At 51.3% G+C, this 23,702-nt stretch carries 26 protein-coding genes; 11 read left to right on the top strand and 15 right to left on the bottom strand.

Annotation, left to right across the window (positions count from 1 at the left end; all coding sequences use genetic code 11):
• Nucleotides 1-5 precede the first annotated feature (5 nt).
• Nucleotides 6-647, top strand: coding sequence for a rhomboid family intramembrane serine protease (locus ACO6S1_RS17635; RefSeq protein ID WP_422343859.1), 642 nt, complete (start codon nt 6-8; stop codon nt 645-647).
• 9 nt (nt 648-656) lie between these two features.
• Here the strand turns inward: ACO6S1_RS17635 and ACO6S1_RS17630 are convergent, their stop codons facing one another.
• The 5 genes from ACO6S1_RS17630 to ACO6S1_RS17610 are packed head-to-tail and all read right to left on the bottom strand — an operon-like array spanning nt 657 to nt 2,801.
• Nucleotides 657-890 (bottom strand): DUF4170 domain-containing protein, encoded by a 234-nt coding sequence (locus ACO6S1_RS17630; protein ID WP_422343858.1) that lies wholly within the window; start codon nt 888-890, stop codon nt 657-659.
• A 15-nt stretch (nt 891-905) separates the two neighbouring features.
• Complete coding sequence (locus ACO6S1_RS17625) at nt 906-1,442, bottom strand: hypothetical protein (protein ID WP_422343857.1); 537 nt, start codon at nt 1,440-1,442, stop codon at nt 906-908.
• Nucleotides 1,443-1,445: 3 nt separating this feature from the next.
• The gene (locus tag ACO6S1_RS17620) at nt 1,446-1,772 is read right to left on the bottom strand and encodes a hypothetical protein (RefSeq protein WP_422343856.1); all 327 of its coding nucleotides are present in this window, start codon (nt 1,770-1,772) and stop codon (nt 1,446-1,448) included.
• A 9-nt stretch (nt 1,773-1,781) separates the two neighbouring features.
• Entirely contained in the window at nt 1,782-2,177 is a 396-nt protein-coding gene (locus ACO6S1_RS17615) for a phage holin family protein (RefSeq protein WP_422343855.1), read from the bottom strand.
• A 60-nt stretch (nt 2,178-2,237) separates the two neighbouring features.
• Nucleotides 2,238-2,801, bottom strand: a complete 564-nt coding sequence (locus ACO6S1_RS17610; protein ID WP_422343854.1) for a hypothetical protein — start codon at nt 2,799-2,801, stop codon at nt 2,238-2,240.
• A gap of 215 nt (nt 2,802-3,016) precedes the next feature.
• Between ACO6S1_RS17610 and eno the strand changes: the two genes are divergently transcribed.
• The 4 genes from eno (at nt 3,017) to ACO6S1_RS17590 (ending at nt 7,289) form a co-directional block, all read left to right on the top strand.
• The gene (gene eno, locus ACO6S1_RS17605; protein ID WP_422343853.1) at nt 3,017-4,291 is read left to right on the top strand and encodes a phosphopyruvate hydratase; all 1,275 of its coding nucleotides are present in this window, start codon (nt 3,017-3,019) and stop codon (nt 4,289-4,291) included.
• 117 nt (nt 4,292-4,408) lie between these two features.
• Nucleotides 4,409-4,720 (top strand): FtsB family cell division protein, encoded by a 312-nt coding sequence (locus tag ACO6S1_RS17600; protein WP_422343852.1) that lies wholly within the window; start codon nt 4,409-4,411, stop codon nt 4,718-4,720.
• A gap of 110 nt (nt 4,721-4,830) precedes the next feature.
• Nucleotides 4,831-5,916, top strand: a complete 1,086-nt coding sequence (pdhA, locus tag ACO6S1_RS17595; protein WP_422343851.1) for a pyruvate dehydrogenase (acetyl-transferring) E1 component subunit alpha — start codon at nt 4,831-4,833, stop codon at nt 5,914-5,916.
• A complete protein-coding gene (locus tag ACO6S1_RS17590) occupies nt 5,916-7,289 on the top strand; it encodes a pyruvate dehydrogenase complex E1 component subunit beta (RefSeq protein ID WP_422343850.1) in 1,374 nt (457 codons plus the stop codon). Before pdhA ends, ACO6S1_RS17590 begins: the two co-directional genes overlap by 1 nt.
• Here the strand turns inward: ACO6S1_RS17590 and ACO6S1_RS17585 are convergent.
• Genes ACO6S1_RS17585 through ACO6S1_RS17575 form a run of 3 tightly spaced genes read right to left on the bottom strand, consistent with a single transcriptional unit; the run spans nt 7,286 to nt 10,633 of the window.
• Nucleotides 7,286-7,996, bottom strand: a complete 711-nt coding sequence (locus ACO6S1_RS17585) for a TadE/TadG family type IV pilus assembly protein (protein ID WP_422343849.1) — start codon at nt 7,994-7,996, stop codon at nt 7,286-7,288. The two genes, ACO6S1_RS17590 and ACO6S1_RS17585, sit on opposite strands and share 4 nt — an antisense overlap.
• A gap of 1 nt (nt 7,997) precedes the next feature.
• Nucleotides 7,998-8,591 (bottom strand): TadE/TadG family type IV pilus assembly protein, encoded by a 594-nt coding sequence (locus ACO6S1_RS17580; RefSeq protein WP_422343848.1) that lies wholly within the window; start codon nt 8,589-8,591, stop codon nt 7,998-8,000.
• Nucleotides 8,591-10,633, bottom strand: coding sequence for a TadE/TadG family type IV pilus assembly protein (locus ACO6S1_RS17575; RefSeq protein ID WP_422343847.1), 2,043 nt, complete (start codon nt 10,631-10,633; stop codon nt 8,591-8,593). Before ACO6S1_RS17575 ends, ACO6S1_RS17580 begins: the two co-directional genes overlap by 1 nt.
• Here ACO6S1_RS17575 and ACO6S1_RS17570 point away from each other — a divergent pair, their 5' ends adjacent.
• Genes ACO6S1_RS17570 through ACO6S1_RS17560 form a run of 3 tightly spaced genes read left to right on the top strand, consistent with a single transcriptional unit; the run spans nt 10,634 to nt 11,965 of the window.
• Entirely contained in the window at nt 10,634-10,894 is a 261-nt protein-coding gene (locus ACO6S1_RS17570) for a hypothetical protein (RefSeq protein ID WP_422343846.1), read from the top strand.
• A 47-nt stretch (nt 10,895-10,941) separates the two neighbouring features.
• Nucleotides 10,942-11,460, top strand: a complete 519-nt coding sequence (locus ACO6S1_RS17565) for a hypothetical protein (protein ID WP_422343845.1) — start codon at nt 10,942-10,944, stop codon at nt 11,458-11,460.
• Nucleotides 11,461-11,494: 34 nt separating this feature from the next.
• Nucleotides 11,495-11,965, top strand: coding sequence for an EF-hand domain-containing protein (locus ACO6S1_RS17560; protein ID WP_422343844.1), 471 nt, complete (start codon nt 11,495-11,497; stop codon nt 11,963-11,965).
• Here the strand turns inward: ACO6S1_RS17560 and trmFO are convergent.
• A complete protein-coding gene (gene trmFO / locus ACO6S1_RS17555) occupies nt 11,962-13,311 on the bottom strand; it encodes a methylenetetrahydrofolate--tRNA-(uracil(54)-C(5))-methyltransferase (FADH(2)-oxidizing) TrmFO (protein ID WP_422343843.1) in 1,350 nt (449 codons plus the stop codon). The two genes, ACO6S1_RS17560 and trmFO, sit on opposite strands and share 4 nt — an antisense overlap.
• A gap of 73 nt (nt 13,312-13,384) precedes the next feature.
• Here trmFO and ACO6S1_RS17550 point away from each other — a divergent pair, with 73 nt between their 5' ends.
• Entirely contained in the window at nt 13,385-14,050 is a 666-nt protein-coding gene (locus tag ACO6S1_RS17550; RefSeq protein WP_422343842.1) for a lysoplasmalogenase, read from the top strand.
• Here ACO6S1_RS17550 and ACO6S1_RS17545 read toward each other — a convergent pair.
• The 5 genes from ACO6S1_RS17545 to yaaA form a co-directional block, all read right to left on the bottom strand.
• On the bottom strand, nt 14,047-14,889 hold the full coding sequence (locus ACO6S1_RS17545; RefSeq protein WP_422343841.1) for a TauD/TfdA dioxygenase family protein: 843 nt from the start codon (nt 14,887-14,889) through the stop codon (nt 14,047-14,049). The two genes, ACO6S1_RS17550 and ACO6S1_RS17545, sit on opposite strands and share 4 nt — an antisense overlap.
• A gap of 38 nt (nt 14,890-14,927) precedes the next feature.
• Nucleotides 14,928-15,464, bottom strand: a complete 537-nt coding sequence (locus ACO6S1_RS17540) for a GNAT family N-acetyltransferase (RefSeq protein WP_422343840.1) — start codon at nt 15,462-15,464, stop codon at nt 14,928-14,930.
• Nucleotides 15,461-18,148, bottom strand: a complete 2,688-nt coding sequence (gyrA, locus tag ACO6S1_RS17535; protein WP_422346229.1) for a DNA gyrase subunit A — start codon at nt 18,146-18,148, stop codon at nt 15,461-15,463. Before gyrA ends, ACO6S1_RS17540 begins: the two co-directional genes overlap by 4 nt.
• A 169-nt stretch (nt 18,149-18,317) precedes the next feature.
• Complete coding sequence (locus ACO6S1_RS17530; protein ID WP_422343839.1) at nt 18,318-19,022, bottom strand: SDR family NAD(P)-dependent oxidoreductase; 705 nt, start codon at nt 19,020-19,022, stop codon at nt 18,318-18,320.
• Nucleotides 19,019-19,777, bottom strand: coding sequence for a peroxide stress protein YaaA (yaaA, locus tag ACO6S1_RS17525; protein ID WP_422343838.1), 759 nt, complete (start codon nt 19,775-19,777; stop codon nt 19,019-19,021). Before yaaA ends, ACO6S1_RS17530 begins: the two co-directional genes overlap by 4 nt.
• 214 nt (nt 19,778-19,991) lie before the next feature.
• Between yaaA and ACO6S1_RS17520 the strand changes: the two genes are divergently transcribed.
• Nucleotides 19,992-21,278 (top strand): hypothetical protein, encoded by a 1,287-nt coding sequence (locus tag ACO6S1_RS17520; protein ID WP_422343837.1) that lies wholly within the window; start codon nt 19,992-19,994, stop codon nt 21,276-21,278.
• Between the two features lie 67 nt (nt 21,279-21,345).
• On the opposite strand, the gene ACO6S1_RS17515 is transcribed toward ACO6S1_RS17520, so the two are convergent.
• A complete protein-coding gene (locus tag ACO6S1_RS17515) occupies nt 21,346-21,819 on the bottom strand; it encodes an Lrp/AsnC family transcriptional regulator (RefSeq protein WP_422343836.1) in 474 nt (157 codons plus the stop codon).
• Between the two features lie 178 nt (nt 21,820-21,997).
• Between ACO6S1_RS17515 and ACO6S1_RS17510 the strand changes: the two genes are divergently transcribed.
• A complete protein-coding gene (locus tag ACO6S1_RS17510; RefSeq protein WP_422343835.1) occupies nt 21,998-23,659 on the top strand; it encodes a sensor histidine kinase in 1,662 nt (553 codons plus the stop codon).
• Nucleotides 23,660-23,702: the final 43 nt, after the last annotated feature.

Raw genomic sequence — 23,702 nt, 5'->3', positions numbered from 1 at the left:
GTCATATGAACCTGCCAAACGGAAAACTTACCAACGGGCTTATCATTGCGAATGTCGTGATCTACCTGTTGCTTTGGATTTCCGGATGGCAGGATGAAGCAGTTATTCGCGGTGGTTTTTTCCCGATACGACTGGGTGAGGGGCTTCCCGAATTTGAAGGTATCAGCGGGATGGTGCCTGCATGGCTGACGCCAATGTCATCGGCTTTTCTGCATGGTGGGCTAATGCATATTGCTTTCAATAGTTTGATGCTTTTGTTTTGCGGACGCTTTGTCGAGCAGGCACTAGGGGCGCAATTAATGGCTTTTCTCTACGTTGCGGGTGCCTATGCCGCATCGCTGGCGGAATTTGCGGTCAACGGCCAGTCGCTAATCCCGGTTGTGGGTGCCAGTGGCGCAATATCAGCGATATTGGGCGCTTATGCGTTGTTGTTCGCACGCAATGAAGTGAAACCGGTCGGACCTTTTCCAGGTCATATAGTGCGGATCGCGTGGCTCACACTCGCCTGGATCGGTATCCAGCTCATGATCGGTATTGCCGCACGCGGCAGCCTCAACGGCATCGCGATTTTTGCCCATATCGGCGGTTTTGTAGCCGGACTGGTGCTGACCCGGCCCTTGCTGCAATGGCGCTTTAAAAACGCCTGATCGTTAAAATCAGTCTTCGGCGGGCAGTTCGGGCTCGAGCAATTTATGCAGGTGCACGATGACATACTTCATCTCGGCGTCATCCACCGTACGCTGCGCATTCGAGCGCCAGACGTCTTCTGCTTCTTCATAATTGGGATAAACACCTACAAGATCGACCTCATCGAGATTCTCATAATCCAGTCCGCGCGGATCCTTGACCCGTCCGCCCATCACCAGATGAATTTTGCTGCGTTCACTCATATGTGCCCCAATCTGTCACTTGCCTGATTTTTCCGATTTTACCGCTTCGGTAGCGGCTTCGGCGGCGCTCTTAGCAGCTTCGGCGGCTTTGCCAAGCAGATCTTTTATCTGATCCTGAACACTGTCTTTGCTGAGGCCAAGATTATCAATCTGCTCCCGGCCAGCATCCTTTGCCGCGCCGTAAGCTTTTTTTGCGGTTTCGTTGATTTTCTTGCCTGCTCCGCCGACATATTTGGTTTCGGCCTTGCTCTTGGGAAGCAAAGCCCCGACCAATGCGCCAAGCGCCAGCCCGCCTGCAACCACAGCCAGCGGGCTTTTAGTGATAGTTTCTTCAGATTTGTGCGCAGCCGTCTTGGCAATTTGCTTTGTCGCGGCAACGCCTTCAGCGGCTTTCGCTTTTCCGTCGCTTAGCAAGGCGGCGGCCCGTTGCTTGCTCTCGGACATCTTTTCAATCGCCAGCCCCGTACCTTCACCCGCTTTTTCCTTGGCCATCTCCAGCCGTTCCCGGGAAGCAGCGCGTGCTTTGTCAATATTGTCTGTCAATTTACTCATAGCTCATTCCTCAGGATCATTATTTTTGCTACCGTCATTGTCGGCGCGGCGGTTGGCAAAATAGTTGGTCAGTGGTTTGCGCAGTGCCAGCAACGTGGCGGCAGCTGCCACAGACGCGATTTTTCCGGGATTGTCTTTCACACCCTGCAGGGCACTTTCACCAGTCTTTTGAACCCGGTCCAGGGCCTTGTCTTTTGCTTCCTGAATCAGGTTGGCAGGGCGCAGACGTTCTTTGGTGTTCGAAACATCTTCGTTAAGAATCTCTCGCGCTTCCTTTTTCTCTATCGCAAGATTGCGCAGCTTGAATATATCATCATTTTTCTGGGTCATTGGTCATTTTCATTCGCTATTTTCATCAAGGGGTAACTTGCGCGCCCGTTTTATTGCCATGTTCATCAGCACCGTTGTCACAAGCAAAGCGCTTCCGGTCAATAGGCCTGTGGCTGCGACTGGTCCCCAATAATGGGACAATATCAACAATATGCCCAATATCAGCGCAACCGCACCCGTTACCCCCACTATGATGGCAACACTGAACAGAATCAAAATGGTCTTCGTCGCCTGCATATTGACGGATAATTTTACCCGGTAATATTCGAGCTCTGCCTCTGCCAATTTACGGACATCTTGGACAAGTCCGTCAATCTGTCCTGTAATAGATCTGTCTTCTTCTGCAGGCGCGTCTATTGGCTCCGCACCCTCATCAGGCGGTGGCAGCGGATCTTTTATGGCCACTGTCTTATTGTCCAATATCCAATACCTGTCTTGATCAAACCGATTGTGACAATAACCGCTTTAGCTGCGATCATCTATCCCTGACTTGATCAGGCGGGCGACAATCAAACCAACCACTGCTGCTGCACCAATCGCAACGGCGGGTTTTTTACGAACGAACTCGCGCGCGTCATCGACCATTTCGTCCACATCCTTGGTATTGATTTTTTCTGCAAAAGAAGAGATCGAGTCAGCCGCGGAACGGGCATAATTGCCATATTTCTCTCCCACATTCTCGTCGATGGTCTTGGCGCTATTCTCAATCATTTCGCTTAATGTGCTTATGGCTTCTCCTGCCTTTGCTTTGCCGTCATTGGCAGTTGAACGGGCTTTGTCGATCGCGCGTTCTTTCAGATCAGCAGTGGCATTCGCCGTTTTTCCAGATGCTGCGCGTGTCGCGCCGGCTTTTAGCGGAGCAGAAGGCTTCGCTGAGGTTGCTTTTTTGGCATTGACGCCTTTGGCGGGGGTGGATTTTTTGGCAGCAGTTCGCTTGGTTGCCGGCTTCTTCGTAGCAGGCTTTTTGGCGGTTGCTTTTGCCGTGGACGATTTAGATGTTGTTGGTTTCTTGTCCTGATCTACAGCCATATTGAAAATTCCTTCCTCAAAACCCTTGCCAGTTAAATATAACCAGTTGTTTGACCGGTTCATTTTTCCCTATGCATCAAATGGTGTCTAATCGTTATGATACAAGGCTAAAATACAAGATCACGGCTGCTTGCTTGCAGCAGATGATTGCCACAAGCCTATCATATCGATAAGGGCATTGCGATACGCAAACTTCCGCAGGAGTGTTCCCGAAAATGACCGCCATATTAGATATCCACGCTCGCCAGATTCTGGACAGTAGGGGCAATCCGACCGTGGAAGTTGATGTTCTTCTTGAAGATGGCAGCTTCGGACGTGCAGCCGTGCCATCGGGTGCATCGACAGGGGCCTACGAAGCTGTCGAATTGCGCGACGGCGACAAGGAAAAATATCTTGGCAAAGGCGTTTTGAAAGCCATCGAAGCGGTGAACGGCGAATTGAGCGAAGCCTTGCTAGGCATTGATGCGGAGGATCAGGAAGAAATTGACGCGATGATGGTTGCGCTGGACGGCACAGACAATAAGGGGCGTCTGGGTGCCAATGCTTTGCTCGGTGTCAGCCTTGCCGCTGCAAAAGCCGCCGCGGATGCGCGTGGATTGCCACTTTATCGTTATGTCGGTGGTGTTTCTGCTCGCGTGTTGCCTGTACCAATGATGAATATTATCAATGGCGGCGAGCATGCCGACAATCCGATCGATTTTCAGGAGTTCATGGTGATGCCTGTCGGTGCCGACAGCATATCTGAAGCGGTACGGTGGGGGTCGGAAATCTTCCATACACTGAAAGCCGGTCTATCTGAAAAAGGTTTGGCGACGGCAGTCGGCGACGAAGGCGGATTTGCACCCAATCTTGGTTCTACCCGTGATGCACTCGATTTTGTGATGGCATCGATTGAGAAAGCGGGTTTCAAAGCGGGTGACGAGGTTGTGCTGGCGTTGGATTGTGCCGCGACTGAATTTTTCAAGGATGGCCAATATCATATTTCGGGCGAGGGTAAGGTGCTATCACCAGCGGAAATGTCTGATTATCTCGCAGAGCTTTGCAAGGACTATCCCATCAAATCAGTAGAAGATGGTATGGCCGAGGATGATTTTGAAGGATGGAAGCTGTTGACCGATGCCATTGGCGATAGCGTTCAATTGGTCGGTGATGATCTGTTCGTCACCAATCCGGTGCGCCTGTCGCAAGGCATAAAAGACGGTCTTGCCAACAGCCTGCTGGTGAAGGTCAATCAGATCGGTACATTGTCTGAAACGCTGGAAGCGGTGCGGATGGCACATAATGCATCCTACACGGCGGTAATGTCTCACCGTTCGGGTGAAACGGAAGATGCGACCATTGCCGATCTGGCGGTTGCGACCAACTGTGGTCAGATTAAAACAGGCAGCCTTGCACGGTCAGACCGGTTGGCAAAATATAATCAGCTGATCCGTATTGAGGAAGAACTCGACAGCGTAGCCCAATATGCCGGGAGATCCATCTTCTCGTAATGCAATAGATTGAAAACGATCCGCCATTACGGGCATTTCACCGGCTTTCGACAGCCACAAAGAAATAAAAGTGTTAACGCGCTTGCCAGCAAATCAATATTCTGATTCAAGAGAGATATGGCCCAAAAAGAGAAAATTGGCAGTTTGATAAAGGCGGCGCTGGGCCCCGGCTTTGCACTGATGACTCTCCTTGCAATTGCGGGCTATGCGGTTCTTGGTCCTACCGGGATTCTTGCATGGGGAGAATATAACAGCTCACTGCAAGAACGGCAGACAGAATTGGCGGCACTGGAAGTGGAGCGTGATGCTCTTCGGAACCGCGTCAATCTGCTTGATCCCAATGGTGCAGATCCCGATCTTGTCGGCGAACTGCTCAGAAAAGACGGTAATTTTGTCCATCCCGATGAGATTATCGTTCCGCTGAAATAGCACTCCGTTTTTGATCTAGGATTTTGTGTCTTTTCCAGCGCATAACGCTTGGGAATTTGATGCTATCTGTTTATGGTGTTGTGAAACTAAAAAGACAGGAAACTGCAAGCGTGGCAAAAGCTCCCCAGAAAGCTCCATCAAAGTCCAAGGCGCCCGTCAAACGAGCTCCGAAAAAAACGCCGGCAAAGGCAGCTAGTCGACTGCCGGTTCTGAAGACACCGATATATAAAGCCAGCAAGGCGGAGCTTATGGAGTTCTATGAGCAAATGCTGCTCATTCGGCGTTTTGAGGAAAAAGCAGGGCAGCTATACGGCCTTGGGCTGATCGGTGGTTTCTGTCATCTCTATATCGGTCAGGAAGCTGTCGTCACCGGGCTGCAATCAGCTATTGAGCCAGGCAAAGACAGCGTGATTACCGGCTACCGCGATCATGGCCACATGCTGGCTTGCGGAATTGACCCAAATGTCGTGATGGCCGAGCTGACTGGTCGAGCATCCGGCATCTCGAAAGGCAAGGGCGGTTCGATGCATATGTTCTCCGTTGAGCATGGTTTCTATGGCGGGCATGGTATTGTTGGTGCGCAAGTTTCGCTGGGTACCGGCCTGGCATTCGGTCACAAATATAAGGATGATGGCGGCGTCTGCTTGGCTTATTTTGGCGATGGCGCATCGAACCAGGGACAGGTTTACGAAAGTTTCAACATGGCAGAGCTTTGGAAACTGCCGGTTATCTTTGTGATTGAAAATAACCAATATGCGATGGGCACGAGCGTCAATCGGTCGTCGTCAGAAGACCAGCTATACCGTCGCGGAGAAAGTTTTCGAATACCCGGGATGCAAGTGGATGGCATGGACGTTCTTGCCGTTCGTGGCGCGGTTGAAGAAGCATTGAAATATGTGCGCGGCGGCAAGGGGCCAATTTTGATGGAACTGAAAACCTATCGCTATCGCGGACACTCGATGTCCGATCCAGCGAAATATCGCAGCCGTGATGAAGTGCAGGACGTGCGGGAAAAATCAGACCCGATCGAACGGTTAAAGGCCATGTTGATCAAGCAGGGTGTGAAAGAAGAGGACTTGAAGGCGCTGGATAAAAAGGTTCGTAAAACGGTCATGGAGGCGGCTGATTTTGCTGAAGAATCGCCCGAGCCAGAGGCTGCAGAACTATATACCGACGTTTTGGTGGGGCAATATTGATGGCGATCGAACTGAAAATGCCGGCGCTATCGCCCACGATGGAAGAAGGTACGCTTGCCAAGTGGCTCGTCAAGGAGGGCGACGAAGTCAGCTCCGGCGATATATTGGCGGAAATCGAAACCGACAAAGCAACTATGGAGTTCGAGGCCGTTGACGAAGGCGTCATTTCAAAAATTCTTGTTGCGGAAGGCACTGATAATGTCGCCGTCGGTACTGTAATAGCTGAAATGACCGGCGAAGACGAAGAGATGGCCCCCGAGTCAGAACCGGCAACTGCCGTAGAAAAAGAATCGACGCCTCCGGCATCTCCTGAAGTCGCTGAAGCGGCTCCGGTTTCTTCAGCGGCCCCGGTTTCTCGGGCGGAAGATCCAGTGGTTCCGGAAGGCACCAGCATGACCACCATAACTGTTCGCGAAGCGCTTCGTGATGCGATGGCGGAAGAAATGCGGAAAGATGATCGCGTCTTTGTAATGGGGGAAGAAGTCGCCGAATATCAGGGGGCTTATAAAGTCACGCAAGGGTTGCTTGATGAATTTGGCGGAAAAAGGGTTATCGATACGCCGATCACCGAACATGGTTTCGCTGGCATCGGTGCCGGCGCGGCAATGGGCGGGCTGAAACCGGTGGTCGAATTCATGACCTTCAACTTTGCGATGCAGGCGATTGACCATATTATCAACTCGGCAGCGAAAACCAATTACATGTCGGGCGGGCAAATGCGTTGCCCAATTGTGTTTCGTGGCCCCAACGGGGCGGCCTCGCGGGTCGGCGCGCAGCACAGTCAGAACTATGGCCCGTGGTATGCCAGCGTTCCCGGTCTTATCGTCATCGCACCCTATGATGCGGCGGATGCCAAGGGCTTGTTGAAAGCCGCTATCCAATGTCCCGATCCAGTGGTCTTTTTGGAAAATGAGTTAATTTATGGCCGGTCGTTCGAAATTCCGGATATTGATGACTATACGCTGCCGATAGGGAAGGCGCGGATTATGCGTGAAGGCAACGACGTTACAATTGTCAGCTACTCTATCGGCGTCGGGTTGGCACTCGAAGCAGCCGATTCATTGGCAGAGCAAGGTATCGATGCGGAAGTCATCGACCTCAGGACATTACGCCCGCTTGATAGTGAAACGGTTCTTAACAGCCTCAAGAAAACCAACCGTCTTGTCGTCGCTGAAGAAGGTTGGCCAACCTGTTCCATAGCCAGCGAAATTGTAGCAATATGTATGGACGAGGGATTTGATGACCTCGATGCGCCGGTTGTTCGGGTAACGAATGAAGATGTCCCGCTACCCTATGCTGCGAACTTGGAAAAAGCGGCGTTGATCGACAGCGATCGCATCATCGCCGCCGTGAAAAGGGTCTGTTATCGCTAAGAGATAGTCGCATAACGGTTGCATGTCCAAAGGTCAGAACTGCCAATGTTACTGGCATTCTTCATTGCGTGATCATTCCGCTCGCGTGCGACGAATGCGCTTTCGTAACGAATAACAATTTCACCAAAAAATCGATCTGATATCAGTGGTTTATAATCATACACCACTTCAACGAAATTGACTGCTGTTGCAGGAGTAGCTGCGATCTTTTTACCAGTCGGACCAATGCCGTTGGCAAGAGATGAATCTGTTCTGCCATCATCTTCCGCACCATAGGTCGAGGAATATTTTGTATTTCCACCATAACAGCGCTGCCAACGTATCCACTGTCCTTCGTCGGACCCTGCCAGACCGTTATGTTCAAGATTTGAAAGAATAATTCTAGCGTTCGGGGAAAAGTCGATGCTGCTGCCAGTCAAATGTGCGCCAGTGAAAATTTCCCGGATATCTGCTTCATCGATTGATTCACGGACACGCGAAGCGTTATCCGCAACCAGCATCGCAACCTGACTAACTTGCAGATGCCCGACGGCCAGATTGGCTGTTTCCATTCCGGTCAGTCCAACGGTCAGCATGAAAGGCGCAACAAAAGCAAATTCGATTAACGCCAAACCGCTGGTGTCATGACGCAAATTGGCCAAAACACGAGCTATCCGGCTGTTTGACACAGATGCCTTGATTGAATTATTTTTCAAAATATCGCTCATTTTATGGCTCACATAATTCGGGGTCAGGAACCTGAGATCCGTAAGGCTGGTTTCTAACGGCTGTGGCATTGTAGCTGGTCATTTCCTTGCTACCGCCAAATAGTGTGGTGAGAGGAAATACTCTCGGTGAAACAATCGTGATTTCATAGTTCACAATATCATCGGGTCCGCCAGTTCCACTTCTGCCGGTATTGATATCAAATACACCATTATCGTTGCCATCAAGATAACAGTCTCCGCTATCGAGATTGCCATCGTTATTGATGTCCTTCGTCAGTTTTTCTGGCTTCCCGATATTGGTGAATTCAAAATAGCTGCGCACTTTCACATCGACGGTCGCATTGCTGAGTAACAGCGGGTCTAGGCCGTCTTTGATTTCGGTCTCTATCTGCGCAACTGACTTGCCTCCGACAGATGCCTGGCGTGCAACTTGATGCATGATGGATTTGGACATCGTGTCGACATAGCCTTGATAGCCAATCTCCATGATTCCAAATAGCAGCGCGATAAGCGGACCAGCTATCAAACCGAATTCCATCAGTGTGGCGCCTTCATCGTCGCGACGCAGGCGAGATAATTTTGATTGTATTTTCATTAGTTTGACAACCTCAATCCACCGATTTTTTGGGCAATGTTACTAAATGCCGCGCGCAACGTATCTCTGCTCGTTGCAGGAGCTGCATTCTCAGGACCCGACGCACAGGCCAGCATGTCAGCACTGACCGTAGTCACACCAAATTGCACAACCCAAATTGTCCAGCCTTCCTTCTTGGCTTCTTGGCACATGAGCTTGAAACGGTTGGTCTGGCGTGCTTCCAAATCCAGCTCGCCTGCTGAAGTGGGAGCAATTTTGCCCCAATAATCGTTTCGGTTGAACGACCCATAGTTGTTACCCCGGATATCAATCTCACCATCGGTCATGAAGATCAGATGCCGGCCAATATTGAACCCATTGGGAGTCGTGGAATTTTCCGCTGCAAATAAGCCATTTTCTGACAATAACCGTGCGCCCCAAATCATACCAATCGCATGATTGGTACCACCATTTGCCTGCAGGCTAGCGATATAATCCGCCATGCTGCTCGTGGTTGGGTTACCGTCCGCTTGTGTCCCTATAGCATCAAACGAAGCATAGGATGCCAGTTTACGGGCTTCGGTTGGACACGGCGCGAAACCATTGCTCATATTAGTAATGTTGCCGCTTGTGGGATCAATCACAACTTCCGGCCAATGCGGACGCCAGCGCGATGCGGAGTCCGTTGGCAAAAGATTGATATCCATATCCAATGACCCAGCCGGAATGCTGTTTGCCGTTCCCGAAAGTTGCTTAGAGTCGCGCTCCTCAATACAGCCTCTCCAGCGATCGAGCTGCAATCCGTTTACTGTTGGGCGCTGCGCAGGCGGATTGCTGGGGTCGATCGATTGGACATATGCAGAAACGTCATGAGAAAATTTTCCGCGTGTCCAACCAAGGAAAGTGGCGCCTGGTTGCCAAACATCTACGATCTCAACAGGAAACTCTTCCGTTACGATTTCGACGGAACGTTCACAGTTTCTCCAGAATGCATTGCCGACTGCATTGGCTGGCGGTGGAGCGTTGCTACCATCCCAGCTTAGATAGCTGTAGGTGGTGGTAACCCGCGTAAAGATGTTACCTGCTCTGCTGGTCGAAACAACGGGATTGCCGGATGGATTTGCATTCCACCAGCCCGGGACGCTTTGGTTTTGGCTAAACTGATTCGTACATTCTGGTCCATCGACGAATGTCAAAAGCTCATCATCCGGATTTACCGTGGTTGAACTTATCGGTGTATCACCAATGACTTCCCACTGGCCTTGTTGCGTTTGATAAGACCAACGGTTGTCAGCATCATTTGCTGTGCCGCCAACCAACCAGGAAGGGTTCGCATCATAGAGAATTTTCCCGACGTTAACGGTGCTGGTATAGGGAACAAAGCCGTAACGGATTTGTTCGCCGCTGGAACCACCACCGCCACCTAGAATGCCATAGAAATCCTGCACGGCGAGCTGCAGCGCTGTGAGTCTCTGGTCTGCTACCGGAGCAGTTGCCGAGGAATTATTGCTGGCGTCTGCGCTTCGCAGCATCGAGCCGGTGACGTCAAGTACCATCATGACATCGACATTGCCGACATCAAGCCGGCTGCTGCAATCCGTTTTGATGACCATGTTCTCATAGCCGAAAACACGCATCAAAGTTGTCCGGATGGTGGTTTGCGCTTCGCCTTCGACGACGCGCACATCGCTGCCATCTTTGAATACCAACTTATTTTGGGATACCAGTGTACCGTCTTTATCGGTTACGGTTGCATCAAACTTGGTTGAACCAAAAGATTCTTCAGGAAAGTTGAAGTCAAAAAACTTTTGGGCTTCAGCTTTGTCTGCAGCGGTCAGGGTGTCCTGAGTCATGTTGCGTCGTCCGGCGAGAACGGCCGCATCGCATGCTTGTTGCAAACGTGCTTTGGCCATATAGGCGCGTCCCATATCCACACCGCCGCCAACGAGGCCCATGATTGGGAAGAGCGCAGCAGCGGCCATCGCCAATGTATTACCGGCGCTATCCTTGCGAAGCCTTTGTAAAAATGGTGTCGGCGATTTTATCTCGTTCTTGTCAACCATATGCCCCTGGCCTTTATTCGTGGCGCAACAATTCACGCCGGTGGATTTCAGTTCAGCGTGTCTGATAGAGAAAAAAGGGTTAGCGGCTGCCCAATGCCTTTGGTTAAAGCAATGTTTACCTTGATTTCCGGCGGAAAACTGGCATCGGCCTGTTCATGCAAGATGCGCTTTTACAGCTTGACCCATTTCATCGGTTGGTTTTTGCCTATGCAAAGCGCTCAGATCGCGCACGATATGCTCTTGTCTTTGCATTGGATTTGAGATTTGCGGAGGTTATCCGATCGACCTCTGAAACATTGATTGGACAAATGCGGTTAACCTGGTGGCGCGATATTTTAACCAAGCCGATCGAGCAGCGACCTGTCGGAGAACCATTAGTGGCGCTTATCAATGACGCAGAGCAACAGGGCGTTGATCTTGGTCCCTTGCTGAATATTCTGGATGGTTGGGGGTTGTTACTGGACGATTTTCCATGGGACGATCGCCAATTTGACAAATATGCAGCCAAACGGGGCGAAGGAATATTTGGCTTTGTTCGCGGCGGAGATCGCGAATTGACAACGGATCAGCGACAGGCAGCGCGGGCCTGGGCCCTATGGGATTTTGCGCGCCATTGCTCTGACGCAAATATGCGCGAGCGGGCATTTGAAAAATGTAGCGCCATGTATCGCGAGGCGGGATCTGTCCGTTTTGACAGAAGCGGACGACCGCTCTCTATTTTCTGTAAATTGGTCAAGAGCGATGTCACAAATGGGGCGTTAACGGCCGATCTTTATCGTCCAGGGGTCGCAAGTAAGATTATCTGGCACGGCGTTACCGGCTGTTAACACCAGGAGAACAGCAGGAAGGAGCAAGTGGCGCATGAAACGGTACATTGCTGGTGCTGGAAGCATGATGCTGCTGATGACTGCCGGGCTGTTCTTGTGGATTGGCGCCAGCGGACAAGAGCCGATAATTCCTGACACGCCGCCGCCTCCAGAGTCGATCGAACCAGAGGGGCTACCGGAGTCCGCAGCAAATGCTCCGGCAATCGGTACACCGCCACCAACCCCTCCGAAAGCCTATACAGCCTCTCGAGAAGAGCGGCGCTTCAATCGCTACGACCGCAATCGGGATGAGAAGATAACGAGGCTCGAACTGATGAGCAGCCGTACGAAGGCATTCAAGGCGTTGGATACAGATGGCAACAATCTGCTCACATTTGAAGAATGGGCCGTGGCTACAAGCAACCGCTTCGCCGGTGCAGACACGGATGGTGACGGGCATTTGACCCGATCTGAATTCCGTACTACCCGGCCGAAACGTACGGCTCCTGAACGCTGCAGATGTTAGGCAGCTTGTGACGCGCCCACGGATGTCCGTTGCCAATCGGCAAAATCTTTTCGTGCCCGGGCGGTATAGGCTTCCTTTCGCTCTTTCTTTTTGATGCGCTGCTCAAACGGCGGAAACAGACCGAAATTGACATTCATCGGCTGATAATCCCGCGCATCTGCACCGCCGGTAATGTGCGATAATAGAGCACCGAAAGCTGTCGTCAGCGGCGGATAAGCAAATGCTTCTCCCTTAATCTCCGCCGCCGCCATGCGTCCAACCATCAAGCCAACAGCCGCACTTTCTACATAGCCTTCACAGCCGGTAATCTGGCCAGCAAAACGGATATGCGGTGCCTTTTTCAGACGCATTTCCTGGTCGAGCAATTTCGGCGCGTTGATGAACGTGTTCCGGTGCAAACCTCCCATACGGGCAAACTCAGCATTCTCCAGACCGGGGATAGATCGCAGCAGTTCGGCTTGCGCACCATATTTCAACTTGGTCTGAAAACCGACCATGTTCCAAAGGGTGCCGAGCGCATTATCCTGCCGCAATTGCACCACAGCATAGGCGTTCTCACCGGTATGCGCATTGGTCAGGCCGACCGGTTTCATCGGGCCGAAGCGCAGGGTTTCAGGGCCACGTGACGCCATAACTTCAATCGGCATGCAGCCTTCGAAATAGGGTGTATCTTTTTCCCATTCCTTGAAATCCGTTTTTTCACCATCGAGCAGGCCTTGGATGAACGCTTCATATTGGTCGCGGTCCATCGGACAATTGATATAGTCTTTGCCATCGCCTTCCGGACCGATTTTGTCCCAGCGCGATTGCATCCAGGCGATATCCATGTTGATGCTGTCTTTATAAACAATCGGCGCGATCGCATCGAAAAAGGCGAGGGCGTCTTCACCTGTTGCCGCGCCAATGCTTTCCGCCAGTGTCATGGCGGTTAGCGGTCCGGTAGCGACAATCGTAAGCCCGCTCTCTGGCAACTTATCGATCCGCTCACGGACAATTTCAATATTGGGATGCTCGCTTAGCGCCTTGGTAACGCCGTTGGAAAAATGATCGCGGTCCACTGCCAGCGCGGAGCCAGCAGGCAGCCGGTGCTTGTCGCCTTCTCCGATAATTATCGAGCCAAGATCCCGCATCTCGGCGTGGAGCAAACCGACAGCATTTTTCTCGGCATCATCAGATCGGAAACTGTTGGAACAGACGAGTTCGGCCAGCCCCTCAGTCTGATGCGCCGGCGTCATGTCGCCACTTCCCCGCATTTCAGACAAGCGCACGGTAATGCCCGCTTCCGCCAATTGCCAAGCCGCTTCTGATCCAGCGAGTCCGCCGCCGATAATATGTATCTGTGTCATCGCGTCTTAGTGTTGCCGGAAGTTGTAAAAGTCAATCTGGCAGAGAGGAGGAGAGCATGATAGGCGAGGAAGTATGAAACGTGCAATCATCGAGTCCCGGCCTTATCTGCTGCTCAGCCTGCTCTTCGGGATCAGCTATTTTTTCATAAAGGACAGCGATTTTCCGGGCATGTATCTGATGTTCTGGAAGGGGGCAGCGGTTGGTTTTCTCGCTGTCTACGCGCTTCGCCGGTCTCATAATTTTGAAGGAAAATTAATTGCTGCCGTGATGGCTTTCGGTGCGTTCGGAGACATGCTGATCGAAATTGATCTCATGGCGGGGGCAGGGTCATTCATCGTCGGTCATTGTATCGCGATCTGGCTTTACGCGAGGCATCGCCGGGAAAAGACTGCATTTAGTCAGAAGATGTTCGCGATATTGCTCGTCCCGGTAACGATGTTTATCGCTTGGTCACTGCCCTTTGATCGCACAGAAGCACTTGGTTTAGCGGTCTATAGCCTGTTTCTAGCGGTCATGGCGGCAATGGCGTGGACCAGCAGTTTTCCTAGATATCGGGTTGGTATTGGTGCGTTACTATTCGTTATGTCCGATCTTTTTATCTTCGCTGAAATGGGATTCTTGCAAGAAACCCCTATTCCATCCCTGGCCATTTGGCCGCTCTATTATGTCGGCCAATTTCTGATTGTGACAGGCATTGTTCGGACTTTGCGCAAGGAACTGGCGATACCCAATCCCTAAGACATGTAAGCCCCAATTGTCGTCCGGTGGAGCAGCCGGTCATGCCCTTCATAGCCACCTGTAGCGCAATGGAGAACGGAACGATTGTCCCACATCACCAGCATGTTGGGTTCCCATTTATGGCGATAGACAAATTCATCGCGGCTTTGCCAGGCATATAATTCGGTAAGCAAGGGCAAGGCTTCTTGTTGCGTCATTCCCTCAAAGCCGATGATATAGCCCATGCAACTGAACAGGCCGCGCCGACCAGTTTCGGGATGTTCACGGATTAGCGGGTGAACCTGCGTTTTCCGGGCAGACTCATCGGGACGAATGGCCATGCTGCGACCTTCATCCTTTTCTCCATAAGCACCATCGGGTGCATAAGCGAGCTGCGCGCTGTGAATAGCGCCCTTGCCTTCCAGTTCGGCGCGCATTTCTGAAGGCATGAGGTCCAGTGCGGCATGTTGATTGGCGAATAACGTATCACCTCCCACAGGTGGTATGGTGATACTGCGAAGGCAGGTGCCAGCGGGAGGATGTTCCTGAAAGCTCCAATCGCTGTGCCAGTTTTCGGCAAAAAGTGGAGAGGTTTCATCGGCATTACGCTGAATTGCGGCAATATGTTCCCGGCCTTCTATGGGATCAAAAAACGGGTCATGACCGAAACCGCCAAAATATAGTGTGAAACGCTCCAGATCATCATCGGAAATATCCTGATCGGGGAAGGACAATACATGATGTTGCAGCCAGGCTGCTCGGATCTCGCCTATTTGCTGATCATCTAGCGGCTGCGACAAATCGACGCCGGTGACTTTTGCTCCACAAGCTTGACCCGATGGCGTAACAGTAAGTGGCATAAGATTGTCTCCCTCTATCCTTTGTCGGCAGTGGCGCTTCACCAAGGCAGACCGCATAAATCGATATTGCCGCATACGTTTGCGGATTCCTTCAATGGTAACACCATCACGTTGCGAAAAGAAAATGGGCCGGTCTGGCCCTTCTGTTCAACGACCATGTCACCTTCAAAAATTATCCAGCCCAATTTACCGTAGAACGCGACATTATGATCCTCACAAAATAGCAGGCTGAAGGCACATTGGGCTTCTGTTCGCAGCAGATCCATCAAGTGGAGCATGACTTGTCTGCCATAGCCGAGACCTTGATATTTGGGTTCGGTCATCACGCCGCCTATCCCTGCAACACGAAGTCTCTTGCCATCACACAATATTTCCCGCTCGTGGATGCCGGCCACTGCGCGAACTTCGGTATCAACATAAAGGAGCACGCGCCTTTGTGCATGCGCCCACTCGATTCCGTGCATGGGTGTATTTATGAGTTTTTCAGGCGGGTATATTCTTTCCCGCATATCCGATATTTCAGGCCAACTCAGCGCGCCATCTTTAACTAAAAAGAGCGGCGCGCTGGATGTCATGCCTCGGAGCTATCCTCGGCTCCCGGTTCGGCAGGTGCTTCTTCGGATGGGTCTGAGGTATTCAACTCGTTCGCGACCAGCTCCTCGGCCTCGTTTTCCGGTTCGTCTTCCTCGTCAATTTTTGCCGCTCCGACAACAGTTTCACCGGGAGCAACATCGAATAGCTTTACGCCAGAGCTATTGCGCCCAATGACCCGCATATCGGCAACTTTCATGCGGATAAGCTTGGCCTGATCGGTCACCAGCATGATTTGCTCTTCATTCTTGGCTTCAAAGCTCGCAACAACCGTGCCGTTGCGTTTGATATTGTCGATGTTGAGGATGCCCTGGCCGCCGCGACCGGATTGGCGATATTCAAAGGCGCTTGAGCGCTTGCCATAGCCATTGGCGCAAACGGTCAGGATGAAATCCTCGGATTCGGAAAATTCTGCGAGACGTTCAGGGGAAAGCTCCGACATATTCTCGTTTTCTTTCCAGGGTGCGGCCTTGAGATAGGCATCGCGTTCCTCTGTCGTGACCTCAAAACCGCGTAAAACTGAAATCGAGATTACTTCGTCATCATCCTTCAGCGCAATGCCACGAACGCCTGTCGATGTGCGGCTTTGGAATGAACGCACAGCGTCACCTGCAAAGCGAATCGCCTTGCCGTTTTTGGTTGCCAGCAGGACGTCATCATCGTCCGTCAGCAATTCGACACCGATTAGCCGATCGTCACTATCCTCATCAAATTTCATTGCGAACTTGCCGTTTGACGGCACATTGGTGAAGCTATCCATGCTGTTACGGCGCACGCCACCTTTGGCGGTCGCAAACATCACATGCAACGCGCCCCATTCGGTTTCGTCTTCCGGCAATGGAAGAACCGTAGATATTGTTTCTCCTTCTGCCAGAGGCAGCAGGTTCACCATCGGACGCCCTTTGGTTTGAGGTCCGCCTTCCGGCAGTTTCCAGACTTTCAAGCGATAAACCTTGCCATGGGTTGAGAAGAACAACACCGGCGTATGGGTTGATGTGACAAACAATTCCGTAATCGCGTCTTCTTCCTTGGTGGCCATGCCGGCGCGGCCTTTGCCGCCACGACGCTGCGCACGGAACGTATCGAGCGGTGTCCGCTTGATGTAACCGCTGTGCGTTACAGTGACGACCATTTCCGCGCGTTCCATCAAGTCTTCATCTTCGAGACCATCCCACGCAGCGGTAATTTCACTGACACGCGGGGTCGCAAATTCATCCCGCACCGTTTCCAGCTCTTCGCGCATAACCGCATAGAGTTTGACGCGATCCGCCAAGATTGAGAGATATTCTTCAATAGCAGCTGCAAGCTCTTTTAACTCATCGCCAATTTCTTCCCGACCAAGTGCAGTCAGTTTTTGCAGACGCAAATCCAAAATTGCTTTCACCTGAATGGCGGAAAGCTTGTAAATGTCACCTTCTACTTCGGTTTCCGTCGCTTCGACCAGTTTGATATAACCGGCGATTTCAGCAATTGGCCATTCACGGGCCAGCAAGGAATCACGGGCTTCTGCAGGCGTTGATGATCCGCGAATAATCCGAACCACCTCGTCCATATTGGTAACGGCGACGACCAGGCCGAGCAGGACATGGGCGCGTTCCCGTGCTTTGTTCAATTCAAACTTGGTCCGACGGGTAATGACCTCTTCGCGGAATTTGACAAACGATTCGATAATGTCGCGAAGATTAAGCACTTCGGGACGCCCACCGCGAATGGCCAGCATATTGGCCGGGAAACTGGATTGGGCAGGGGTAAATCGCCAGATTTGATTAAGCACGACGTCAGCGGTCGCATCGCGTTTCAAGTCAATGACGACCCGGACACCGGCGCGACTGGATTCATCGCGTATGTCGGAAACGCCTTCAATACGTTTGTCCTTCGCGGCTTCAGCAATTTTTTCGACCAGGCCGGATTTGCCAACCTGGAAAGGGATGGAGGTTAGAACTATTGAACGTTTGTCACCGCGCCCCTCTTCAATCTCGTGACGCGCCCGCATCATGATCGATCCGCGCCCCTCTCTATAGGCCGATTTTGCACCGGACTGGCCAAGAATCAGAGGAGCCGTAGGGAAATCTGGTCCCGGGATGATATCAATAAGCTCGTCAACGGTAATCCCCGAGTTTTCCATATAGGCGAGACAGCCGTTTATCACTTCGCCAAGATTGTGCGGAGGAATATTGGTCGCCATGCCGACAGCAATACCGCCAGCACCATTGACCAACAGATTAGGAAAACGCGCCGGAAGAACCGAAGGTTCCTTGCGGCTGCCATCATAATTGTCGATAAAATCGACTGTATCCTTGTCGAGGTCGTTGAGCAGGCTATTGGCAACCTTGTTCAGCCGCGCTTCGGTATAACGCATGGAAGCCGGCATATCGGGGTCCATAGAACCGAAGTTACCCTGACCATCGATCAGCGGCACCCGCATCGACCAGTCCTGCGTCATACGCGCCAGCGCCATGTAGATCGCGCTGTCGCCGTGGGGGTGATAATTACCCATTACGTCGCCGACAATTTTGGCGCATTTGCGATAGGGGCGTCCGGCGACAAAGCCGCCTTCCTGAGAGGCGAACAAAATTCGACGGTGAACGGGCTTCAGGCCGTCGCGAACGTCTGGTAAAGCGCGGCTGACGATAACTGACATGGCGTAATCCATGTAGCTCGATTTCATTTCATCGACGATATCAATCGGTTCAATATCAGACGGTTCCGGGACTGAGGTTTGTTCGTTCACAAACGGGCCTTTTTCATAGGTTTTTTGATTACGATTCTTCTAGGGGAAGTGGTTATTAAAAGCCAGCTTTTCGGTCTGGATTTACCTGAAAAAACACGAACCGATTTCAAGGTTTGATTTCTTCACCATCCCAAGCAAAAATTTTACCGCTATCGACCGGTTTTAAACCATCCAAAACATCCAAAAGCTGTAACGCTGCACGTTCAGGGTCAAACAGTTTGCCGGGCAAAACGTTACTCTGAAACGGTTTGCTCAGGCCGGTATCGACCGTTCCAGGGTGAAGGGCGACAATGATGCTGCGGTTATTCTTGCGCGCCCATTCTATCGAAAGGTTGCGAATGATCATATTAAGCGCTGCTTTCGCCGCACGATAGCCATACCAGCCACCTAGCCGGTTGTCCGAAATGCTCCCGACACGGGCCGATATGGCCGCAAACTTGGTAATTTGGTCATTTGGCATGAGGGGCAGGAAATGCTTGGCAATCAGGGCGGGGCCAACGGCATTGATCTGATAATTTTCGAGCATCCACTGAGGACTGAGTTCCCGCATGCTTTTTTCAGGCCCATTCTGCTCGTTGTGGAGCAGGCCGGTGGCCACAAATATCATGTGCGGCTTAATGTTCGCGTCTTTCAGCCAGTGTGCTGCCGACTGGATTGAAGGCTCGGATGTCAAATCAACCGCGATCGGGCTATCCGCTTCGCGTGAAAACCGAACAACCTGTGCGAATTCGTCTTCCTGTTCCAGCACATCGGCCATTGCTCGCCCGATGCCGCCGGAAGCGCCAACGATTACAGCAGTTTTGCCGCTCATGATCGCACGAAGCGCAGGCTATCCTCGGTGCTGTTTTTCTGGTCAAATCGATACCCGTCGCTATCGAATTCCTTGAGTGCTTCGATATCTTGCAGGTGGTGCTCGCAAATATAGCGTGCCATCATTCCCCGCGCCCGTTTGGCTTCAAAGCTGATGAATTTGGGACCATTTGGTCCATCCTTGCGAAAATCAACTTCTATGATCCGTGCATTCAGTTCGCTGGTATGCGGTTTGATTGCCGCCCAATATTCATTGCTCGCCAGATTAACTATGATTTTTTCCTTTGTTTTTTCCAGATCCTTGGCGAGTTCCTTGGCAATTTTATCTTTCCAGAAATCTGTCAACTTCTTGTAGCGCGGTGCCCATTTCGTTCCCATTTCCAGGCGATGTGGTCTGATCGGGTCAAGAGGACGCAGCAAACCATAGAGGCCTGATAATATCCGAAGATGGCTCTGGGCGAAACGCAGGCCTTCCTGGTTCAAGCTTTGGGCTTCAAAACCTGTGTAAACGTCGCCGTTATATGCATAGATCGCGGCTCGTTCAGGCTGATCAAAAAACTGGCTGTAGCGCCCATGATTGAGATCGATCAAATTGTCGGACACAGGCATGATCGACTTCAGTTTCTTTTTCGACAAGTTGGAGATTGCAACAGCCAACCGCGCCGTTTCTTCTGGAAAACGCCCTTCAGTCAATTGGTGGGCAGGGACGGCGCTGTCAAAATCAAGCGATTTGGCAGGGGAGATAATTGCAATCACGTTTAACTAACCTTTTTTTGGGAATTTACACTCTTATACATTTTGCCGACGCAAGAGCGCGGATGTGAGCGGCTCTGTTCAACAACTATTCAGCGGATTCACCCTATAAAAGCATGTGAAACATGGTAATAATGCCAAGACGGTTTATGGTGCAACCATAATCGAAAATCCGATACGGGTTCGGTAACACAAAGTTTTTATTCGGAGGAATTTTATGCGTTTTCTATCTCATTTTTCTATGGCCGTCGCTCTGGCTGCTGCTGGAACATTAGCCATATCAGCTGTGCCGCAAGAAGCGCATGCTCAGAAAAAGAAAAAGGACAAGGCTCCCAAGCTCGAAATTAGCAAAGAAATTCGTCCCAAGGTGGCAGCGATTCAGCAAGCTATGGCAAGTGAAACCCCGGCCACTGCTAAGCCGTTGGTTGAAGCCTTGCTTGCCGAACCACTGGCTGGCGATGACCTGTTTATCGCCGGACAATTGGCTATCCAACTGGGTAGCAGTCTGAAAGATACCGGTCTTCAGGAGCAGGGCATTAATGCTTCATTACAGAGCGGGAAGACATCGGCAGAGCAACAGCCTTCTTTTCTGTTTTTTGCGGGAAATTTTGCCTATTCCGCCGGCCGTTTTGCCGAAGCACAGCAAAAGCTGCAGCAGTCATACGATGCCGGCTATCGCCAGAACAATATCGGCGCACTGATTGCCGAAGCCTATTTCAAGGAAAACAAGATTCAGGAAGGCCTGGCCGCTCTTGATCGCGCGTTGGAAGAGCAGAAAACTGCAGGTAACAAAGCGCCAGAAGACTGGTACCGTCGCGGTGCAGGCATGGCGATGAAAAATAACGTCAACGGAGCAGCCGGAAAGTGGACATACAAGTTGGTTGAAGCCTATCCCACCGGCGAAAACTGGCGTGCCGCTTTGTCGGTATATCGGGATTCGGCCAACCCCAAATTATCGAATCAAGAGAATTTGGAATTGATGCGTCTGATGCGCAAAGCCGATGCTATGGAGAGCGAACGGGATTATTTTGAATATGCTGATGCTGCCGACCCGCGCAGATTGCCTGGTGAAGTTGTGTCTTTGCTGGAAGAGGGGCTAGCAAAGGGCGATGTACCGTCCTCCAGTGCTTATGTGAAAGAAACCCTGGCCGCAGCACGTGGATCCGTCTCAGCTGACAAAGCCAGTCTGCCGGCTTCAGAGCGAGACGCAAAGAGCTCAGCCAATGGCAAAATTGCTCTGGCAACTGCAGATGCCCTGCTTGGATATGCGGAATATGAGAAAGCTGCAGCGCTATATCAGGCCGCTATTACAAAAGGCGGCGTGGATACGGCGCGGGCACAAATGGGTCTTGGTATTGCGAATGTCGGAAAAAGCGATTGGACTGCAGCGAAGCAGGCTTTTGCTAGCGTGACAGGTGGTCGCAAAAGCATTGCCGACTTCTGGTCATTGTGGATTGATCAGCAGGCTGCCGGAAGCGCAGCACCAGCGCCAGCTGCTAGCTAGCAATCTCATGAAATAATAGAAAAAGGGCGCTTTCGGCGCCCTTTTTTGTGTCTTACGTACCTTGAAATCATTCTGTGATGGGAACGCCAGGCAGGTTTTTTGCCGACCGGATGGTCAGTGAGGTTTTGACGCTGGCAACATTGGGGGCCGATGTTAGCTTGCTGGTAAGAAAGCTTTGAAACTCCTGCAAATCCTTGGCAACCACCTTCAGCATGAAGTCTATTTCACCATTGAGCATATAGCATTCACGAACCTCAGGCAGTTGTTGTACATGCTCTTCAAACGCCTGCAAGTCTGACTCGGCCTGACTCTTCAGGCTGACCATCGCAAAAACTGTAATTGTGAAGCCCATTTTTGCCGGATCAATTGCTGCATGATAGGCTGTAATAATCCCGCTATCTTCCAGCGCGCGCATACGACGCAAGCAGGGAGGTGCGGTTAATCCAACGCTTTGCGCAAGTTCGACATTTGTGATCCGCCCCTCGCTCTGAAGCCGTTCCAGAATTTGTAGATCAATTTCGTCTAGATTTATATCAGCCATAGCTTTGCAACTTCCGTTCGCGAATCATTTCATTGATATAATATAATTAGCACATCACGCAATGGCTGCTCACTTGTCCCACATTGTGACGTGATATTTTCAGGGGTTACGGATTAGAAATATTGCCGTTATCGACTTGCTAACGAAATAACAAAAACAAACAAACCGGAACCCTAATTTGCGTTATGATGATCGCCTTAAAACCGTTCTAAAGGGTGCTTTTCCAGAAGGAACGGCTGCAGCGCTGCAATGGCGACAGGTGTCTGATTTAATGGCACAGAAGCAGGGACGGTTGGTGAATGATGATGTTCAAGCCGGACTTACAAGGCTGCGCGATTTGCATGAACGGGTTAGTGAAGCGGACCGGGTTTCCGCCGTTAACGCGCTTGATGGACGACTGCGATCCGCACCGTTGTTGGTCTATTTATGTTCTGATACGGATCCGGTTTGCAATGCTGCCATTCTCGCGGCGGATTTGACGCAAGAAGAGTGGGCGGATGTTATCCCGCAACTACCGGCGCGGGGTCAGGAAATTCTGAAAACACGAACAGATATTCATCCGCTGATCGGCAAATTCTTCGTTAAAGACAAGAAGACGGCGATGGCGGGCAGCGATAATCTGGTTTTAGTGCCGGCATCAGAGAGTGCTGAGCCAACAGAAAAAGCAACTGTGTCTGAAATGGAAGAATCTTCCCAGATCAGTTCGCTTGTAGCAAAAATTGCTGATTATCAGCGCAAACAAGCCAGCGAACTCCCGCATGAGGAGTTGAAGCATCGGAGCTATTTTGTAGAAGCCATTGATGCCATAAATTTTGAAACCGATGACAGCGGTACGATCGTCTGGGCAGAAGGTCCTCCGAAAGGCGCCATAGTAGGTGTTACAATTTCGGAACCGACTTTTGATGATGGACCTGGCCCGGATGCCTACGGAGCAGCTGCTTTCCGGCAGAGAATGCCGTTGGAGAACGCGAGAATGCGCCTGTGCGGGGCACCTGTTGTTGCCGGAGACTGGCGTATTTCAGCCATCCCGTATTTTGGCGAAGAGACCGGCCGTTTTAAGGGGTATCGCGGCGTAATGAGACGCCCCAATGCTGCAGAAGATGTCGGCAACAGTGATTTGGATGTGGAGCGCCGTGAACAGCTTCAACAACTTATTCACGAATTGCGAACACCGCTTAACGCCATTATCGGATTCAGTGAAATAATAGAGCAGCAGCTTTTTGGGCCTGCATCTTTTGAGTATCGGACTTTATCACGCAGCATCACTGATGAGGCGAGGCGATTGCTAACTGGCTTTGAAGATATTGATATCGCTGCGAAAATTGATGCCGGGCAAATGGAAAGTGCGTCGGGATTAACGGAGCCGAACTGGTTGTTGGAGCGTCTTGCCCAGCGGTTGCACAGCTTGACCGACAGCAAATCTGTCGACCTGCACATCAGCAAATCAGAGCCTGTAAGACCTTTCGCCTTAGATAGTGAATCGGTGGAGCGTATCTTTGCCAGACTTTTGTCGGCAGCGATTATTGCATGCGAAAATGGCGAAGAACTAGAAGCTGATCTGCGAACGGAAATAGGTGGACAACCGGTCAACTGTTTCAGCCTCTCACGACCGATGAGAATTAGAGGCATTTCTGAAGAGCAATTGTTAGACCCATCCCAAGGGATTGAAGGAGATAGCAGTGATGCACCGCTTCTAGGGCTGGGTTTTTCGCTTCGTCTGGTGCGCAATCTGGCCAAAACGGCGAATGGTGCTCTAACCTTTTCCGACGATAGGATAGGCTTGACCCTGCCTGCCGCTGCGACTAGCGAGATTGAATTGCGTGAAACGGAATTGGAATAGCAGGCAGGGGACCTGGTTTAACAAGGCGGGGCTACAGTGTTCT

It is taken from the genome of Parasphingorhabdus sp., assembly GCF_965233695.1.
Classification (GTDB): Bacteria; Pseudomonadota; Alphaproteobacteria; order Sphingomonadales; family Sphingomonadaceae; genus Parasphingorhabdus.
The sequence above is the reverse complement of the archived record's forward strand: the minus strand, read 5'-3'. Positions and strand labels throughout refer to the sequence as shown.

Bases quoted from the DNA above. Each gene is read 5' to 3' on its own strand.
- ACO6S1_RS17540 (WP_422343840.1), bottom strand. From the start codon at position 15,464: ATGACATCCAGCGCGCCGCTCTTTTTAGTTAAAGATGGCGCGCTGAGT.
- ACO6S1_RS17565 (WP_422343845.1), top strand. From the start codon at position 10,942: ATGCGGTTAACCTGGTGGCGCGATATTTTAACCAAGCCGATCGAGCAG.
- ACO6S1_RS17590 (WP_422343850.1), top strand. From the start codon at position 5,916: ATGGCGATCGAACTGAAAATGCCGGCGCTATCGCCCACGATGGAAGAA.
- ACO6S1_RS17545 (WP_422343841.1), bottom strand. From the start codon at position 14,889: ATGCCACTTACTGTTACGCCATCGGGTCAAGCTTGTGGAGCAAAAGTC.
- gyrA (WP_422346229.1), bottom strand. From the start codon at position 18,148: ATGAAATCGAGCTACATGGATTACGCCATGTCAGTTATCGTCAGCCGC.
- ACO6S1_RS17575 (WP_422343847.1), bottom strand. From the start codon at position 10,633: ATGGTTGACAAGAACGAGATAAAATCGCCGACACCATTTTTACAAAGG.
- ACO6S1_RS17560 (WP_422343844.1), top strand. From the start codon at position 11,495: ATGAAACGGTACATTGCTGGTGCTGGAAGCATGATGCTGCTGATGACT.
- ACO6S1_RS17620 (WP_422343856.1), bottom strand. From the start codon at position 1,772: ATGACCCAGAAAAATGATGATATATTCAAGCTGCGCAATCTTGCGATA.
- ACO6S1_RS17625 (WP_422343857.1), bottom strand. From the start codon at position 1,442: ATGAGTAAATTGACAGACAATATTGACAAAGCACGCGCTGCTTCCCGG.
- ACO6S1_RS17580 (WP_422343848.1), bottom strand. From the start codon at position 8,591: ATGAAAATACAATCAAAATTATCTCGCCTGCGTCGCGACGATGAAGGC.
- ACO6S1_RS17610 (WP_422343854.1), bottom strand. From the start codon at position 2,801: ATGGCTGTAGATCAGGACAAGAAACCAACAACATCTAAATCGTCCACG.
- ACO6S1_RS17550 (WP_422343842.1), top strand. From the start codon at position 13,385: ATGAAACGTGCAATCATCGAGTCCCGGCCTTATCTGCTGCTCAGCCTG.
- ACO6S1_RS17520 (WP_422343837.1), top strand. From the start codon at position 19,992: ATGCGTTTTCTATCTCATTTTTCTATGGCCGTCGCTCTGGCTGCTGCT.
- ACO6S1_RS17630 (WP_422343858.1), bottom strand. From the start codon at position 890: ATGAGTGAACGCAGCAAAATTCATCTGGTGATGGGCGGACGGGTCAAG.
- trmFO (WP_422343843.1), bottom strand. From the start codon at position 13,311: ATGACACAGATACATATTATCGGCGGCGGACTCGCTGGATCAGAAGCG.
- ACO6S1_RS17600 (WP_422343852.1), top strand. From the start codon at position 4,409: ATGGCCCAAAAAGAGAAAATTGGCAGTTTGATAAAGGCGGCGCTGGGC.
- ACO6S1_RS17515 (WP_422343836.1), bottom strand. From the start codon at position 21,819: ATGGCTGATATAAATCTAGACGAAATTGATCTACAAATTCTGGAACGG.
- ACO6S1_RS17570 (WP_422343846.1), top strand. From the start codon at position 10,634: ATGCCCCTGGCCTTTATTCGTGGCGCAACAATTCACGCCGGTGGATTT.
- eno (WP_422343853.1), top strand. From the start codon at position 3,017: ATGACCGCCATATTAGATATCCACGCTCGCCAGATTCTGGACAGTAGG.
- ACO6S1_RS17635 (WP_422343859.1), top strand. From the start codon at position 6: ATGAACCTGCCAAACGGAAAACTTACCAACGGGCTTATCATTGCGAAT.
- ACO6S1_RS17530 (WP_422343839.1), bottom strand. From the start codon at position 19,022: ATGAGCGGCAAAACTGCTGTAATCGTTGGCGCTTCCGGCGGCATCGGG.
- ACO6S1_RS17585 (WP_422343849.1), bottom strand. From the start codon at position 7,996: ATGAGCGATATTTTGAAAAATAATTCAATCAAGGCATCTGTGTCAAAC.